The sequence below is a fragment of the Candidatus Poriferisodalis sp. genome (assembly GCF_965215815.1).
Classification (GTDB): domain Bacteria; phylum Actinomycetota; class Acidimicrobiia; order Acidimicrobiales; family Poriferisodalaceae; genus Poriferisodalis.
This window is the reverse complement of the sequence record NZ_CBDCEO010000013.1, coordinates 38,578-51,908: the sequence shown is the minus strand read 5'-3', so window position 1 is coordinate 51,908 and position 13,331 is coordinate 38,578. Positions and strand designations below refer to the sequence as shown.

Sequence of the window (13,331 nt, the reverse complement as noted above, 5' to 3'; positions counted from 1 at the left end):
TCGCCTTTACCCAAACGTATCGGCGGTAATATTGTCGTACCACGAGCGCGCATAGGCCGCTTCGAGCGCACGGGTTGCCTCCGGTGCGTCAAACGGACTGGTTCCGCTCGATCCTGGGACGACCTGGATCGTGTCGTTTTCAACGGTATACACAGCACTAATAGAGATGCCGTAGTCGGGCGCAACGAGGCTGTAACAGGTATTCATCAACGCTGGCTGTGCAACCGGCTCGCCCCGGAGCAGTGCCACAATGGCCGCGGCGCAGACCTTGGCCTGAGTATTGGCGCTAAAGGCGGATTTGGGCATGGGGCTGGCGATAGCCGCGTCGCCAATAATGTGAATGTTGGGGTGTAGGTGGGATTCGAATGTGCTGCCGTATACGGGGCACCAGCCCGTGCCGGCGTCGAGGCCGCCCGCCCGTGCAATCGCCGCCGCGCGCTGCGGGGCAATGATATTGGCCACTGCCGGTTTATACTCGTCAAACTCCGTGCGAACGATGCCGGTCCGTGTATCGACCTGGGTGACCCGCCCGCCCTGCGCGCCCGACACCCATTCGAGCAGGCCGGGATACAGCCGCTCCCACGCGGCTAGAAACAGCCTGTCCTTGGTAAAGCTGTCCTTGGCATCGAGCAGCAAGACTTTTGATTTTGGCTTATGGGTTTTGAGATGGTGGGCGATCAAACTGGCCCGCTCATACGGCCCCGGCGGACAGCGGTACGGCGTCTCCGGCGCGCTGATCACCACCAGCCCGCCATCCTGCATGGCTTCCAGTTGGCGACGCAGCAGCAGCGTTTGCGAACCAGCCTGCCAGGCGTGCGGGAACACTGCACTGGCTTCAGCATCGTAGCCCACTATTGCGTCCCAGCGCAGTTCAACACCAGGGGATAAAACAAGTTTGTCATAGGCCAAAGTACGCCCATCACTGAGTGTGATCCTCTGCGTGGTCGGATCGAGTTGGTCTGCCTGCGCCTGGATAATCTGCACGCCATAGCCTTCCCGGAGCCGTTGGTAGGTATAGGTCAACGAGGTGAGCGGACGAAGCCCGACCAGGGCCGCGTTGCTGAATGGACAAGTGACAAACTGACGCTGCGGGGTCACCAGCGTGACCGCAAGGCTCGGGTCAGCCAGGCGTAAATATTTTGCGCAGGTCGCCCCGCCAAAACCACCACCAACGACGATGACCCTGGCGTGAGTGTTCGCTCGCACCCGGCGCGTCAGTACACTGGCAAAAGGGAGACTGCCGGCCAGGCTGAAGAATTGACGGCGGGTTACATACCGAGGCATATATTTTTGCTCCCTCTCCCTGGCTAGGGAGAGGGGCGGGGTGAGGGGCGTTGTTCGATACGAAGATTCCCCCTCACCCTAGCCCTCTCCCCCAAGGGGGCGAGGAGAAAAGGATATGAACACAAGTCCTCATTTCAACGTGCCTGCACCCTTGCAAAATATGCCACCACCGCCTCAATACTCGCCTCACTGAGACCCTTGGCAATGCGATTCATCACAGTCCCCCGACGTTCTTCGGTCCGAAACGCCTGCATGGCTGCCCTGAAATCCTCAGGTGGCAGCCTATCGAGTGACGGAATTGCTCCCTGACTACGCCCGCCGGGACCATGACAGGCCGCACACGCCTGGGCCAATGCCGGGCCGCCTGCCGTAATGGGGGCCGCGCTCGCGAGGGCCGGGACCGCCAGTAGGCTGGCAAGCAGAACAACAAAACGTTTCATTCGCTGACCGTGAGCCCTACGCGCTCGGATGTGGTGACTCCGGTGTCATCCGTCCACACACACACCAACTCGCCCGACGCTTCCGCTGTGGTAAAAAACGAGAAATACGGATTGGCGGCAATACCGGGAAATAACTCCGCATGGAAAACCTCCGCCCCGTTATACACACATCGGACGGTATGCACGATGTTTTTGGGAATCTTCTGTCCCACGTTGTTATACCGGAAGCCGGTTTCCATGGGATGACGGATGAGCAAACGTACCTCAAAGACCGCTCCGCGTTTGACAAGCTCAGGGACTTTGATTCTCGCTTTGGCCATCCCGATTCCAGTCGCGTCAGCTTCCCTCAACACAGGCCGCGGCCGTGACAACGACCTCCGCGCTTGCCATCCAGGTCGTGCCGTCGTTCATGATAGCAACCGCCACAACCTGCTGGGTGCCGGCCAGTCGAATCCGGGTGTGTATTTCGGCCCGTCCGGCGCGCGGCCCCAGCGAGAAGCGGGCAATAACTGGTCTGGGGTTCTTTTCTGAAAAAATATGAATCTGCTTTACATGGGCTTCCGGCGTCATCGGGCTCTCGACCCGGACCTGAAGCCGCACGGAATTGCCGCTCTCGGCCAGGGTTGGCAGCGTGAGCGTGACACGGCCGACCTGGGGCATGACCCCGCCGGTTGCCTGGCGAATGAGCGGCGCGAGTTTCTCGGGAAGTGCGTCTGCCGGGCGCGCCTTCCTGAGCGGCGCAACCATAGAGCCCAGGCCGCCCAGGCAGCCGAGCAGGCCGACGAGCAGGCGCCGCCGTGACAGGCGATTAGGCCGGGCGTAAATCATGGTTCTTTAACGGCAACGAACGAATACGTTTGCCGGTTGCCGCAAAGATGGCATTACACAGCGCCGGCGCAAGCGGGGCCATGCCGGGCTCACCCGCGCCGCCCCAAAAACCGCCAGTCGGCTTGAGGATCACCTCAACCGTGGGCATCTCGGCCAGCCGCATCATCTGGTAGTCATGAAAATTCGACTGTTCAACCCGGCCCGCCTTAATGGTGATCTCCCCGTACAACGCGGCGGTCAGGCCGTAGACGACGCTGCCTTCGAGCTGAGCCCGGACCGAGTCGGGATTGGCCACATAGCCGCAATCAATACCAACAACCACGCGCTGGATGGTTAATTCGCCTTTGCCATTGACCGAGGCCTCAATCACCGCCGCAGTATAGCTCCCGTAGGCGTCCTGCACGGCAATCCCCCGGTGGACGCCTTCCGGCAGCGGGCTGTCCCATCCGGCAGCCTCGGCGACCGCGTCCAGAATGGCCAGGTCCTTCGACGCCTGGGGAGTCTGGAGGAGGGTGCGTCGAAATTGGTACGGGTCCTGCCCGGCCGCATGAGCTAACTCATCAATGAAACTCTCCCGAAAGAACGGATTATGAGTATGCGCCACCGCCCGCCACGGTCCTGGCGGCACGTGGGTGTTGCGCATGGCGTATTCCATATGCATGTTTGGAAAGGCGTACGGCGCGTCGACAAAGGTCCGCACCCCGACGATATCAACCCCGTCCCGAATCAGATGGGGGCGGACTGCACTGAAAATCGACTGCTCGGCTTGGCGCACGGACCAGGCGCTTGGCTCCCCGGAGGCGTTGAGCGCGGCTCTCATGCGGACCAGAGCCACCGGTCGATAGCGGCCGTGCTGAATATCCTCTTCCCTGGACCAGATCAATTGCACCGGCGTGCCGGGCATGGTCTTGGCAATCCTGACGGCCTGGCGCACAAACTCAATGTACAGCCCGCGCCGCCCAAAGCCCCCCCCGAGATGGACCTTGTGGACCTCGACCCGACTCACCGGCACGTCCGCGGTCTCAGCGGTCACGGCCACGGTCGCCTCGCTGTTCTGGGCCGGTGCCCAGACGTCAACCCGTTTCTCCGTATACAGCGCCGTGCAGTTCTGGGGTTCCATGGTGGCGTGCTCAAGATAAGGAGCATAATAGTCGGCTTCGATTGTTGTGGCCGCGCTGGCAAATGCGCTGTCGATATCGCCCTCATGGCGTGAGACCGGTGCCTTTTCGAGTTGTATGCCCTCACGCAGAAACTCCAGGATGCTGTCGCTGCTGACGTTCGCGTGCTCCCCAAAATCCCACTCAATCGGTAATGCGCGGAGCGCCTGCTGCGCGTTCCACCAGCTCTCTTTGGCAACGACGACGACTGCGTCTTCCAGGCGAACAACCTTGACCACCCCACGCATGTCGGAAATTTTTTTGGCGTCTACGCTTTTCAGGCTGCCGCCGAACACCGGGCACTGGGCAATCGCGGCATAGACCATGCCGGGCAGCCGGGTATCAATCGCAAACGCGGTCTTGCCCGTGACCTTATCCGGGATGTCGAACCGCTGGGCCGGTTGACCCAAAATGGTCCAGTCCGCGGGGTCTTTGAGCGGTGGATTTTCGGGGATGTCGAGCGCGGCCGCCTCAGCCGCTACCGCTCCAAAGCCGACTTGTCGTTGGGTCGGGGTATGGGTGATGAGGCTGTTTGCAGCGACACATTCCGCGACCGGCACGCCCCAGCGCCGTGCGGCCGCGCTGGTCAGCATCAGGCGGGCCGCGGCCCCTGCCGTGCGTAAATACTCCTGGCTGTCGCGAATCGACCGGCTGCCACCGGTCAGCATGGTGCGAAAAATTCGGTTACGTTTGAGATGTTCGCTCGTTGACGCATACTCGGCCTGCACCTTGCTCCAGTCACAGCCTAGTTCTTCGGCAACCAGCATGGGCAGACCGGTAAAACTGCCTTGGCCCATTTCCACCCTCGCCACGCGGATGGTGATAGTGTCATCAGGCCGAATCAGTATCCAAGCCGTGACTTCAGGGGTTCTTTCAGCCTCAGCGCGGGTCTGCTCCGCTTCAGCCAAGCCGGACTTCGGGAGCGTCACCTCCAACATCAGTCCGCCCCCAACCGCAGCCGAGCGTAACAAAAACGAACGACGGGACATGTTCGATATCTGTTTCATCGGCGTGTCCTTATCCCTTCGTCCCGTTTTGCGAGCCGGATTTTTGAGCGGCAGTATGAATGGCGGCCCGAATACGCGTATACGTCCCACACCGGCAAATATTCGTCACGGCTTCGTTGATATCCGTGTCACTCGGCTGGGGCTTTTTCTTGAGCAGCGCCGCAGCCGACATAATCATACCTGTCTGACAATACCCGCACTGCGGCACTTGATGTGCAACCCAGGCCTGCTGTAAAGGGTGGCTGCCGTCCGGGGAGAGCCCTTCTATAGTCGTAATGTTCTTGCCCGCGGCAACGGCGACCGGCATAACGCACGAGCGCACCGGTTCGCCATCCAGATGGACGGTGCAGGCCCCACACAGGGACATGCCACAGCCGAATTTTGTCCCGGTCAGCCCCAGGATGTCACGTAACACCCACAGCAGCCGCATGTCCGAGCTGACATCAACGCTGTGTTCCGTTCCGTTCACGGTCAGTGAAATCATGCCGTCTCCTTGTCACCTCAACATTCGTCTCACTTACACGCGTGCGGACTCGGTGGCACGTCCAGGGCGGGGTTGCGTTCAAAAAAGCCGACCGGCATCAGGCTGAAGCCGGCATATTCGACCGGCATCACTGGCCAGTCTTCGGGCCGCGGAATATGGGTGAGGCCAAAGGTATGCCAGACAACGATGTCGGTGTTCTCGATATCGCGTCCGCGTGAATAGCGTAGCAGGCCCTCTCCGCCGGGACTCTGGAGCGTGATGTCGCCAGCCGCGCTGAGTTCGTCCGGCGCAAACGCGGTGACCCATAGATTATGCTGGCCAAACCCGGCCCGTTGCCCCACATAGGAGTCCGCCTGGGCAAACAGGGTCGGCGTTGCGCCGGCAAGCAGCTTATAGCCGACCGGCACCCCCAGCCGGTTTGTCCGCCCTGGGTTGACGATCTTCCAGCTCCGGCCGGCCCGCGGGTTAATGTTCCGCCGGGCGACATCCTCGGATGCTAAGAGCGTGGTCTTGGCCCGGAACTGCGTCCCGTGCGGATTGTCCGGCCCGTGCGGCACGGGTTCGACCTCGACCTCGTAGACCGAGTTGTTCTCACCGTCCACATCAAAGTCGAGCCGGAAACAGAACAGATGCTGGTGAATCGGGGAGGCCAGGTTGGGCGCAATAAGCGGGGCGAACTCGGGCTGCTCGGCCCCGGTTTCAACCGCGCTGACGCCGACGATACCGGTCAGCTTGACCTCCATCTGAATCGTGCCGTCCAGGTATAAATACCAGAAGAAGCCATACTCATAATTCCCGACCGTAAAGAACGAGCTAACCACCAAACGCCGCGAGCGCCGGACCTCCGTGGTCGCGGACAGCAGGTCGTGGTGCTTCCACAGCACGCCGTAATCTTCTTCATGCATGCAGATGGCGTTCTCAATCGTATAGACGGACCCGTCGGCCAGCAGCGTGGGCATATCAAAATAATGGATTTCGCCCAGACAGTCGCAGCCCAGGCTGAGCGAATTGGCCAGATTGCCCACACTCGCCTCGCTGGCATCCAGCACGTGTTTCCAGGTGTGCATGGGGTCGCGGTCGCCGTAGGGCACCACCATGTCCGCCAGCGACGCCCGATACAGGATCGACCGCCGCTGCCCGGCATCGTCATAGCTCAGGGTATGCAGGACCAGGCCGTGCTGGGGGTGCATGCCGACCCGGAACGACCACTTCTGCCATTCCACCGCGTGCCCGTCGACGCGGAAACTCGGCCCCTCGGGCTGGGTAATGGCAATCGGTTTCAGATCGGTCCGCAGCGCAGGCTGATGAGTGGCCTCGTAGCGTCCGCTCTCCGGCGGTATGGCTGTCACGCCATGATCTTCCAGATGAGCCACCCGTCCTTCGGTCAAATCCACATGGGCAATCAGACCCTGGAGCGGGCGGGCATAGCCGTTGTCGGTCTTGTCTTCGCGCACAAAAGCAATCGTCCGGGCCAGACGATGGGTGGCGTCCACGCCGTCGGGCAGGGGACCGCTGCCCGGCCACATATCGATTTGCACCCGGCCCATATCCTCGACGCCGCGCCGTCTCACCGCGGCCTGCCAGGCCGGGTCGGCTTTGGTGAGCTTGATCGATTGCACCAAGTCTCGCCCCCCAAACGGCACCTGTCCGCCGCTGAGGCGCTGCACCTCAAGCAGCTCTCCGGTCGTGATATTGACCCGTGCGTCAAAACTGCCCGCCTGCCTCCCGTTGGCAGATTCGTCCACCCCCAGAAAGCGTAGCACCCGAGTAAACGGCGCGCCGGGGATAAAGGTCTTGACCGTCTCTTTGGGCGGCTCGGCCAGACTGACGCTGGAGAAGGCGAGCTGGCCGCTCAGCTCGCCCGAGCCGCTGAGGATGGCCACGCCGCGCTCAATCTCGCTCCGGCTCAGCGGCTCCAGGGGATGCGTCGGGAGGGTCTGGGCGTGGTCTGCCTGTATGTCCTGTATGGCGCTGGTCATGCTGGTTTCTCCTTTTATTAACGTGACCTGTTCAGCGTCCGCCCGAAATATCGTAGATCGTCGTGGTGACGTACGAGGCCTCATCCGTGCAGATCCAGACCACCAGATTGGCCACCTCTTCGGGTTCGCAGATGCGTCCCAGGACCGTCTGTGCCTTGGCGATGGCTTCGGCGCGTTCAATGCCGATACTCGCCTCAAAAATTTCCGTCCGGGTAATCCCAGGCCGCACGCAACAGACCCGAATCCCCTCAGGCCCGACTTCTCTGGACAGGCCCAGGGTAAAGGAATCGAGCGCGCCCTTGCTTGAGGCGTAGACCACGTCGCCGGGCAGCCCGCCGTACCGCGAGGAAACGGAGCCGACGTTGACGATCACGCCGCCGGTGCCACCGCGTTTGGTGGACATGCGCTTGATGGCCTCGCGGGCGCTCACGAACACGCCAAAGATATTGAGATCAAAAACGCCCCGGACGCGCTCCAACTCGGCGTCGACGACCGCGGTCTCATAATCGATGGCGGCATTATTCACCAGGGCGGTGACCGGGCCGAGCTCGGCATCGGTCCGGTGAAACAGCTCGACGACACCGGCTTCCGTTCCCGCGTCGGCCTGCACGGCAATCGCCCGCTGTCCGGCCTGTATCACGGCGTGGACCACCTCTTCGGCCCGGTCTTTGGCGCGCGCATAATTGACGCACACGTCAAACCCGGCCAGCGCCGCTCGCCTTGAAATAGCGGCTCCAATGCCGCGACTGCCTCCCGTCACGATCATGACACCCGACATGCAGGCTCTCCTTTTGTTAGAGAAAAATTGTTAGAGGGCAATCGTCAGCAGAGAACTGCCGTCGGCCTGGACGGTCAGTCGGTCATCCGGATTGACGACCACCGTGGTTGTGGCGAACTCAACGATAGCCGGGCCGGTCAGCCGGTCACCCGCCGCCAGCGCGTCGCCCTGATAAATCTCGGTTTCCACCTCGGCATTGACCCCGGCCATATAGGCCCTGCGCCGGCTGGTGGGTTTTGACCCACCCCCGGACTGCGTGGCCAGCCGTCCTTCGGGAGCAGGTCGGTTGCCCGTGGCGGCGATGCGCCAGTGCAGGCACTCGATCGGCTGATCGCGCATCGAATAGGTAAAGCGCCGCTCGTGCTCGTCGTGAAAGTCGGCTTCGAGTCGCCGCAAGAGATCGGCGTCAATCGGTCCGTCGGGCAGCGGCACCGTCAGGTTGTGCACCTGACCCGGATAGCGTCCTTCAAGATGCCGGGCGAAACGAATCTCCTCGGGCTTGAAGCCCTCCTCCTTAAGATGGGAGCCACCCTGGGCGATCAACTCGTCAAACACCTGAGCGATGCTCGTGGCCGCGTCCGGCCGATCTGTATAGCAGTGGTGCAGGCGCACGTAGTCGTGCCGCACCGGGGTGACCGCCATACCGAACGCGCACAGCCCGCCCGCGGAACGCGGAATCAGCACCTCGCCGATCTCAAGCATACGGGCCAGCTCGGCCGCGTGCAGGCCACCCGCCCCGCCGCCCGCGACCATGACATAGTCGCGGGGATCGATGCCGCGCTCAATCGAGACCGCCCGGATGGCCGAGGCCATATTCGAGTTTACAATGGTCAGGATACCGGCCGCGGCCTCGCGGACCGACAGCCCCAGCGGCGTGGCAATATGCTCGGCAATGGCTCGCTTCGCCAGGTGCTCGCTGAGGGAGCGCCGTCCGCCCAGAAACGCCCCGGACGACATTCGCCCGACGGCCAGGTTGGCGTCGGTGACTGCGGGCGCACGACCACCCCGGCCGTAACAGGCCGGCCCCGGCTGGGAACCCGCGCTCTGCGGCCCGACCCGCAGCGCCTTGCCGCTGTCGAGCCAGGCAATGGAGCCGCCGCCGGCGCCGATCGACAGCACCTCGACCCCGTTCACCCCGATGGGCTGATGTGCGACCCGAATATCGGTTGACATGACCGGTTCGCTGTCGCGCAGCATGCAAACGTCGAAGCTGGTTCCGCCCATGTCGATAATGATCAGCCGGTCGGGGGCTTTGGTATCCGAGGCGTAGTGCGCCCCCGCCGCCGGGCCAGCCGCGGGGCCCGAGGCCACCGCGTTGACAGGCCGCGCCAAAAGGTCCTCAACCGAGGCACAGCCGCCGTTGACCTGCATGATCTGCGGCGGGTGGGGCAGGCCGCCGGCTGCCATCTCTTTTTCAAAGGCGCGCAGATAGTCGCCGATAATGGGCGCGATATAGGCCGACAGCAGGGTTGACGAGGTGCGCTCCCATTCGCGAATTTCCGGTAACACGTCGGAGGAGCACAGCACATCGACGCCGGGCAGCTCCTCGCGCACGATCTCGGCGGTGCGCTTTTCATGGCTGGCATCGACGATAGACCACAGATAGGCCACCGCTACCGCTTTGACGCCGTGGGCGCCGAAGCGCCGGGCCGCGTTGCGAATGGCCTCTTCGTCGAGCGGCAGGATTTCGGAGCCGTCCGCGCCAATGCGCTCGGGAATGCCCAGGCGCAGATAGCGGGGAACGAAGTCCTCGGGCTTCTGGAGGTGGATATTGAAGCGCTCGGGCTTGCCGCCACGGCCCAGATACATGATGTCGCGAAAGCCCTGGGTGCACAGCAATCCGATGACCGGACCGTTGCGCTGGATCAGGGCATTGGTCGCCATGGTCTGACCATGGACCAGAAATTCCGTCTCACGCAAAAGCTCTGCGACCGTAGTCCCGGCTTCCTCGGCCAGCCCGCCGAGGCCCCGCGTAATCGCCAGCAGCGGCTGGTCGGGAGTCGAGTCTTCTTTATAGACATGGAATGTCCCGTCGTCGCGCAGCAGGACTACATCTGTGAAGGTGCCGCCGATATCGATGCCGACTCGATGCCCCATGTTTACGCCCCCTTCGGCATGTCGCTGAAGTTCCGGGCGATAGTCGGGGCTTCGAGATAGCGGTCGCCGGGGCGCATGTTCTCTTTGGTCCAGGTCCCCGCGGCGGGGATGGTCGGTTCGATCATCGGGCGCTCGGTCTTGCGCAGCTCGGCGCGGAGTTGCTCGGTTGCGGCAACGTCGAGGCTGCGCTCAAGATCGTCCTTGACGACTATGCCGAACACGTTGCGGGCGGCGTCAGCGCTAATCCACTCGTCCCGCAGGTCGCGGCGCACCTGTTCCGGGTCGCGGTCGAGCGGGTTGCCCCAGCCCCCGCCGCCCGCGGACACGCCATTCCAGGTCTCGCCTTCGCGAATCAGCAGTTGTCCCGCGGAAGAGGTAAAGGTCCGCCGGCCGTCCGCGTGCTCGATATAAATGCCGCCGCCTGGGCTCATGGTGCCGCCGTTCACCCCGTGCGGCGGGTTCTTCAAGCCCTCGCCAAAGCCGACGCATTCCATATCTCCGGCGATCGGGCGATAGCAGGTGCGCAGTCCGGGGCCGCCGATCCATTTCCCCATGCCCAGGGCGTCGGTCTCGATTTCATTCTGATCGACGCGGAGCGGATACAGCAGCTCCAACTGCTCGACCGAAGCCGAGGTGAGCCCGCCCATGCCGGCAATGGTACACAGGACCGGCCAGCCGTCGGCGTCCTTTGCCGCGCCCTGGCCGCCGCCGCTGTTGAACAGCATGCAGCCCCACTCCTTGCCGGTTCTCGAATCGACGCCGTTGAAGTTCGGGATGTGGGCGGTATGCGCCCCGCCGGCGGGAACACGGTCTGGAATGGCCTCGGCCATGGCGATGTTGATGACATCGTGCATGGGGTCGGCCGGATTCTGGGTTGCGCCTGCAACCGCGGCCGGCCACTTGGCCAGGCAGATGGTGTTGTCGTCGGCGTCGGCGCTGATGTGTTGCAGCACGCCGTGATTATGCGGAATGTCCGAGTCGATATAGTACAGGAAGGGGATAGTCGAGGTCGCCATCATGACCGCATAGGTGCCGTTGAACGAGCCGGTGGACGGCGGCCCGCCGCTGTAGTGCACGTGGATATCCGCGCCCTTCTTGGTGATCGTGGCTCGAATCGGAATGTCCGTGGCACCGTTGCCGTCGGTGTCCGTCCAGGTTTCGCCGTGGTAGACGCCGTCGGGAATTTTCAGAAACTCCTCTGTCGCGCGCTGGTCGGCGTAGTCCATGAGACCGTCGCTATAGCGCACCACCTCGTCGCGGCCATACTGCCGGCATAGCTCGATCAGGCCCTTGCGGGCCACGCCGCAGGCGCCGAGCTGGGCGCGCAGGTCGCCGTGCAGGGCGTCACGATAACGCACGTTGGAGAGGTAGAGTTCGACGATATCGTGGCGTTCGACGCCGCGGTCGATCAGCTTGGTCGGCGGAATGACGATGCCTTCCTGGAAGATGGTCTTTGCCGCAGGAACGATGCTCGACGCTTCGATGGCGCCGGTATCGAGCTGATGGCCGCGTGCCACCGTCCAGAACACCTGCTCGCCGTCAACGAAGACCGGCTGGGCCGTTACCAGGTCCGGGATGTGGGTGTTGCCCCGGTAGGGGTCGTTCGACATATACACGTCGCCGTCGTGGATGTCGTCTTTGAATACGGCGACGATTTCCATCAGCAGGGTCCGAATGCTGTTGCAGTGGATGGGCAGGCAATCGGCCATGGTGACCTGCCGCGGCCCGCTCGAATGGGCGTCGTAGATCATGCACGAGTAGTCGCGCGCCAGGGCGATGACCGAGGTCCAGGCCGTCTGCTCCATGGCGAGGGTCATCTCCTGACCGATGGCTTCAAAGCGATTGCGGATCACACTGAAAGTGATGGGATCGAAAGATGCCTCCAGCGGTGGCAGTGGGATGGAATCAATGCGGCTGGCGGTCGCCATGAGTTCACTCCTTTGCGAAATGGTTATGCAGGGCTACAGCGGAAAAAATGTGTCCGAATCGTAAACGCTGAGGCGGGAAGAATCAATACGTTGCGTCGGATGAGCGGGGCCTGCCTGGTAGCGCGGTGACACGCGGAGCGTCTCCCCGCGCACGTGCCCGCCGCGCCACGGGACTCCCCTCCCGCGGAACCTGCCGCCTATATGCAAATTTCCTCCCATTTTGGAGGTATATGACGCGACGCAATGGTGTATGGTCCCAGGCGGCGAGGGAAGTAATGTATAGGATTGATGACACTCTGGGAGCCCACTGGGCCGCTGCCCCCTGGTGGCGCCCCACCGTCACGCTGCGTCTGAGCCTGCCGGCGAACATCGTTATACCACCACGACCGCCGCCGTCACCACCGCCACCGCCGCCGGGCGACGTGGTGGGGTATCTGGAGAATCCGGAGGCCCACTCGTTCCAGAGTGGCATTGGGGTGATCTCGGGCTGGGTGTGCGAAGCCGAGGAGATTGTAATTGAGCTCACGTCCGAGGCGGGGGAGGTCGGTCGGTTCGAGGCGGGCTATGGCACCGAGCGGCTGGACACCCAAGGAGAGTGTGGGGACACCGACAACGGCTTTGGGTTGTTATTCAACTGGAACCTGCTGGGCGACGGGACGCATAGCGTCGTGGCGCGGGTGGACGGGATGGAGTGGAGCCGGACCACGGTGACGGTAACGACGCTGGGGGAAGAGTTTGTACGGGGAGCCGAGGGCGAGTGTCTGGCGCCGGACTTTCCGCTGGCCGGGGAGACGGCCCTGCTCACCTGGCAGCAGAATAGTCAGAACTTTGTGATCGCCGAGGGCGCGGCCCCTGCTGGCACCACCAACCGGGCGGGGTTGATAGACATTGGGTATCTGGAGAATCCGGGGCCCAATTCGTTTCAGAGTGGGATTGGGGTGTTGTCGGGCTGGGTGTGCGAAGCCGAGACGGTGGAGATTGAGATCACGACCGAGGGGGGGGAGGTCGGACGGCATGTGACCGGGTATGGCACGGAGCGGTTGGACACGCTGGAGGCGTGTGGGGACACGGCCAACGGGTTTGGGTTGTTGTTCAACTGGAACCTGTTGGGCGAGGGCGAGCATGAGGTGGTGGCGTTCGTCGATGGCGAAGAGTTAGGCCGGGCCACGGTGCGGGTGACGACCGTGGGGGAAGGGATCGAGGCGGAGTTTCTGCGGGGGGCGGAGGGGGAATGTGTAGTCGAGGACTTCCCCATGCTGGGCGAGACGGTCACACTGGAGTGGCAGCAGAACAGCCAGAATTTTGTCATCACGGACGTGGAGTAGGGACCGCTTCCCAAATCGATCTCG

At 62.8% G+C, this 13,331-nt stretch carries 11 protein-coding genes; 1 reads left to right on the top strand and 10 read right to left on the bottom strand.

Annotation, left to right across the window (positions count from 1 at the left end; all coding sequences use genetic code 11):
* Positions 1-6: 6 nt before the first annotated feature.
* The 10 genes from ACOOHB_RS10210 to ACOOHB_RS10165 form a co-directional block, all read right to left on the bottom strand.
* Positions 7-1,284, bottom strand: coding sequence for an FCSD flavin-binding domain-containing protein (locus ACOOHB_RS10210; protein ID WP_420444742.1), 1,278 nt, complete (start codon positions 1,282-1,284; stop codon positions 7-9).
* A 134-nt stretch (positions 1,285-1,418) separates the two neighbouring features.
* Positions 1,419-1,724 carry a c-type cytochrome gene (locus tag ACOOHB_RS10205; RefSeq protein ID WP_420444741.1) on the bottom strand — a complete coding sequence of 102 codons (306 nt, stop codon included), beginning with the start codon at positions 1,722-1,724 and terminating at the stop codon, positions 1,419-1,421.
* Positions 1,721-2,044 carry a thiosulfate oxidation carrier complex protein SoxZ gene (gene soxZ / locus ACOOHB_RS10200; RefSeq protein WP_420444740.1) on the bottom strand — a complete coding sequence of 108 codons (324 nt, stop codon included), beginning with the start codon at positions 2,042-2,044 and terminating at the stop codon, positions 1,721-1,723. Before soxZ ends, ACOOHB_RS10205 begins: the two co-directional genes overlap by 4 nt.
* Positions 2,045-2,060: 16 nt before the next feature.
* Complete coding sequence (locus ACOOHB_RS10195) at positions 2,061-2,552, bottom strand: thiosulfate oxidation carrier protein SoxY (protein WP_420444739.1); 492 nt, start codon at positions 2,550-2,552, stop codon at positions 2,061-2,063.
* Positions 2,533-4,716 (bottom strand): molybdopterin cofactor-binding domain-containing protein, encoded by a 2,184-nt coding sequence (locus ACOOHB_RS10190; protein ID WP_420444738.1) that lies wholly within the window; start codon positions 4,714-4,716, stop codon positions 2,533-2,535. Before ACOOHB_RS10190 ends, ACOOHB_RS10195 begins: the two co-directional genes overlap by 20 nt.
* 10 nt (positions 4,717-4,726) lie before the next feature.
* On the bottom strand, positions 4,727-5,200 hold the full coding sequence (locus ACOOHB_RS10185) for a (2Fe-2S)-binding protein (protein WP_420444737.1): 474 nt from the start codon (positions 5,198-5,200) through the stop codon (positions 4,727-4,729).
* 29 nt (positions 5,201-5,229) lie between these two features.
* Positions 5,230-7,179: a primary-amine oxidase gene (locus ACOOHB_RS10180; protein WP_420444736.1), complete on the bottom strand. Its 1,950-nt coding sequence runs from the start codon at positions 7,177-7,179 to the stop codon at positions 5,230-5,232.
* A gap of 31 nt (positions 7,180-7,210) precedes the next feature.
* Positions 7,211-7,957 carry an SDR family oxidoreductase gene (locus tag ACOOHB_RS10175; protein WP_420444735.1) on the bottom strand — a complete coding sequence of 249 codons (747 nt, stop codon included), beginning with the start codon at positions 7,955-7,957 and terminating at the stop codon, positions 7,211-7,213.
* 30 nt (positions 7,958-7,987) lie between these two features.
* The gene (locus ACOOHB_RS10170) at positions 7,988-10,054 is read right to left on the bottom strand and encodes a hydantoinase/oxoprolinase family protein (protein ID WP_420444734.1); all 2,067 of its coding nucleotides are present in this window, start codon (positions 10,052-10,054) and stop codon (positions 7,988-7,990) included.
* Between the two features lie 2 nt (positions 10,055-10,056).
* Positions 10,057-11,982 carry a hydantoinase B/oxoprolinase family protein gene (locus ACOOHB_RS10165; protein ID WP_420444733.1) on the bottom strand — a complete coding sequence of 642 codons (1,926 nt, stop codon included), beginning with the start codon at positions 11,980-11,982 and terminating at the stop codon, positions 10,057-10,059.
* Between the two features lie 422 nt (positions 11,983-12,404).
* Between ACOOHB_RS10165 and ACOOHB_RS10160 the strand changes: the two genes are divergently transcribed.
* A complete protein-coding gene (locus tag ACOOHB_RS10160; protein WP_420444732.1) occupies positions 12,405-13,307 on the top strand; it encodes a hypothetical protein in 903 nt (300 codons plus the stop codon).
* The last annotated feature ends 24 nt before the right edge of the window (positions 13,308-13,331 follow it).

What these genes read in the sequence shown, in the direction of transcription:
- ACOOHB_RS10210 (WP_420444742.1), bottom strand. Translation starts at nt 1,284, where the DNA reads ATGCCTCGGTATGTAACCCGCCGTCAATTCTTCAGCCTGGCCGGCAGT.
- ACOOHB_RS10205 (WP_420444741.1), bottom strand. Translation starts at nt 1,724, where the DNA reads ATGAAACGTTTTGTTGTTCTGCTTGCCAGCCTACTGGCGGTCCCGGCC.
- soxZ (WP_420444740.1), bottom strand. Translation starts at nt 2,044, where the DNA reads ATGGCCAAAGCGAGAATCAAAGTCCCTGAGCTTGTCAAACGCGGAGCG.
- ACOOHB_RS10195 (WP_420444739.1), bottom strand. Translation starts at nt 2,552, where the DNA reads ATGATTTACGCCCGGCCTAATCGCCTGTCACGGCGGCGCCTGCTCGTC.
- ACOOHB_RS10190 (WP_420444738.1), bottom strand. Translation starts at nt 4,716, where the DNA reads ATGAAACAGATATCGAACATGTCCCGTCGTTCGTTTTTGTTACGCTCG.
- ACOOHB_RS10185 (WP_420444737.1), bottom strand. Translation starts at nt 5,200, where the DNA reads ATGATTTCACTGACCGTGAACGGAACGGAACACAGCGTTGATGTCAGC.
- ACOOHB_RS10180 (WP_420444736.1), bottom strand. Translation starts at nt 7,179, where the DNA reads ATGACCAGCGCCATACAGGACATACAGGCAGACCACGCCCAGACCCTC.
- ACOOHB_RS10175 (WP_420444735.1), bottom strand. Translation starts at nt 7,957, where the DNA reads ATGTCGGGTGTCATGATCGTGACGGGAGGCAGTCGCGGCATTGGAGCC.
- ACOOHB_RS10170 (WP_420444734.1), bottom strand. Translation starts at nt 10,054, where the DNA reads ATGGGGCATCGAGTCGGCATCGATATCGGCGGCACCTTCACAGATGTA.
- ACOOHB_RS10165 (WP_420444733.1), bottom strand. Translation starts at nt 11,982, where the DNA reads ATGGCGACCGCCAGCCGCATTGATTCCATCCCACTGCCACCGCTGGAG.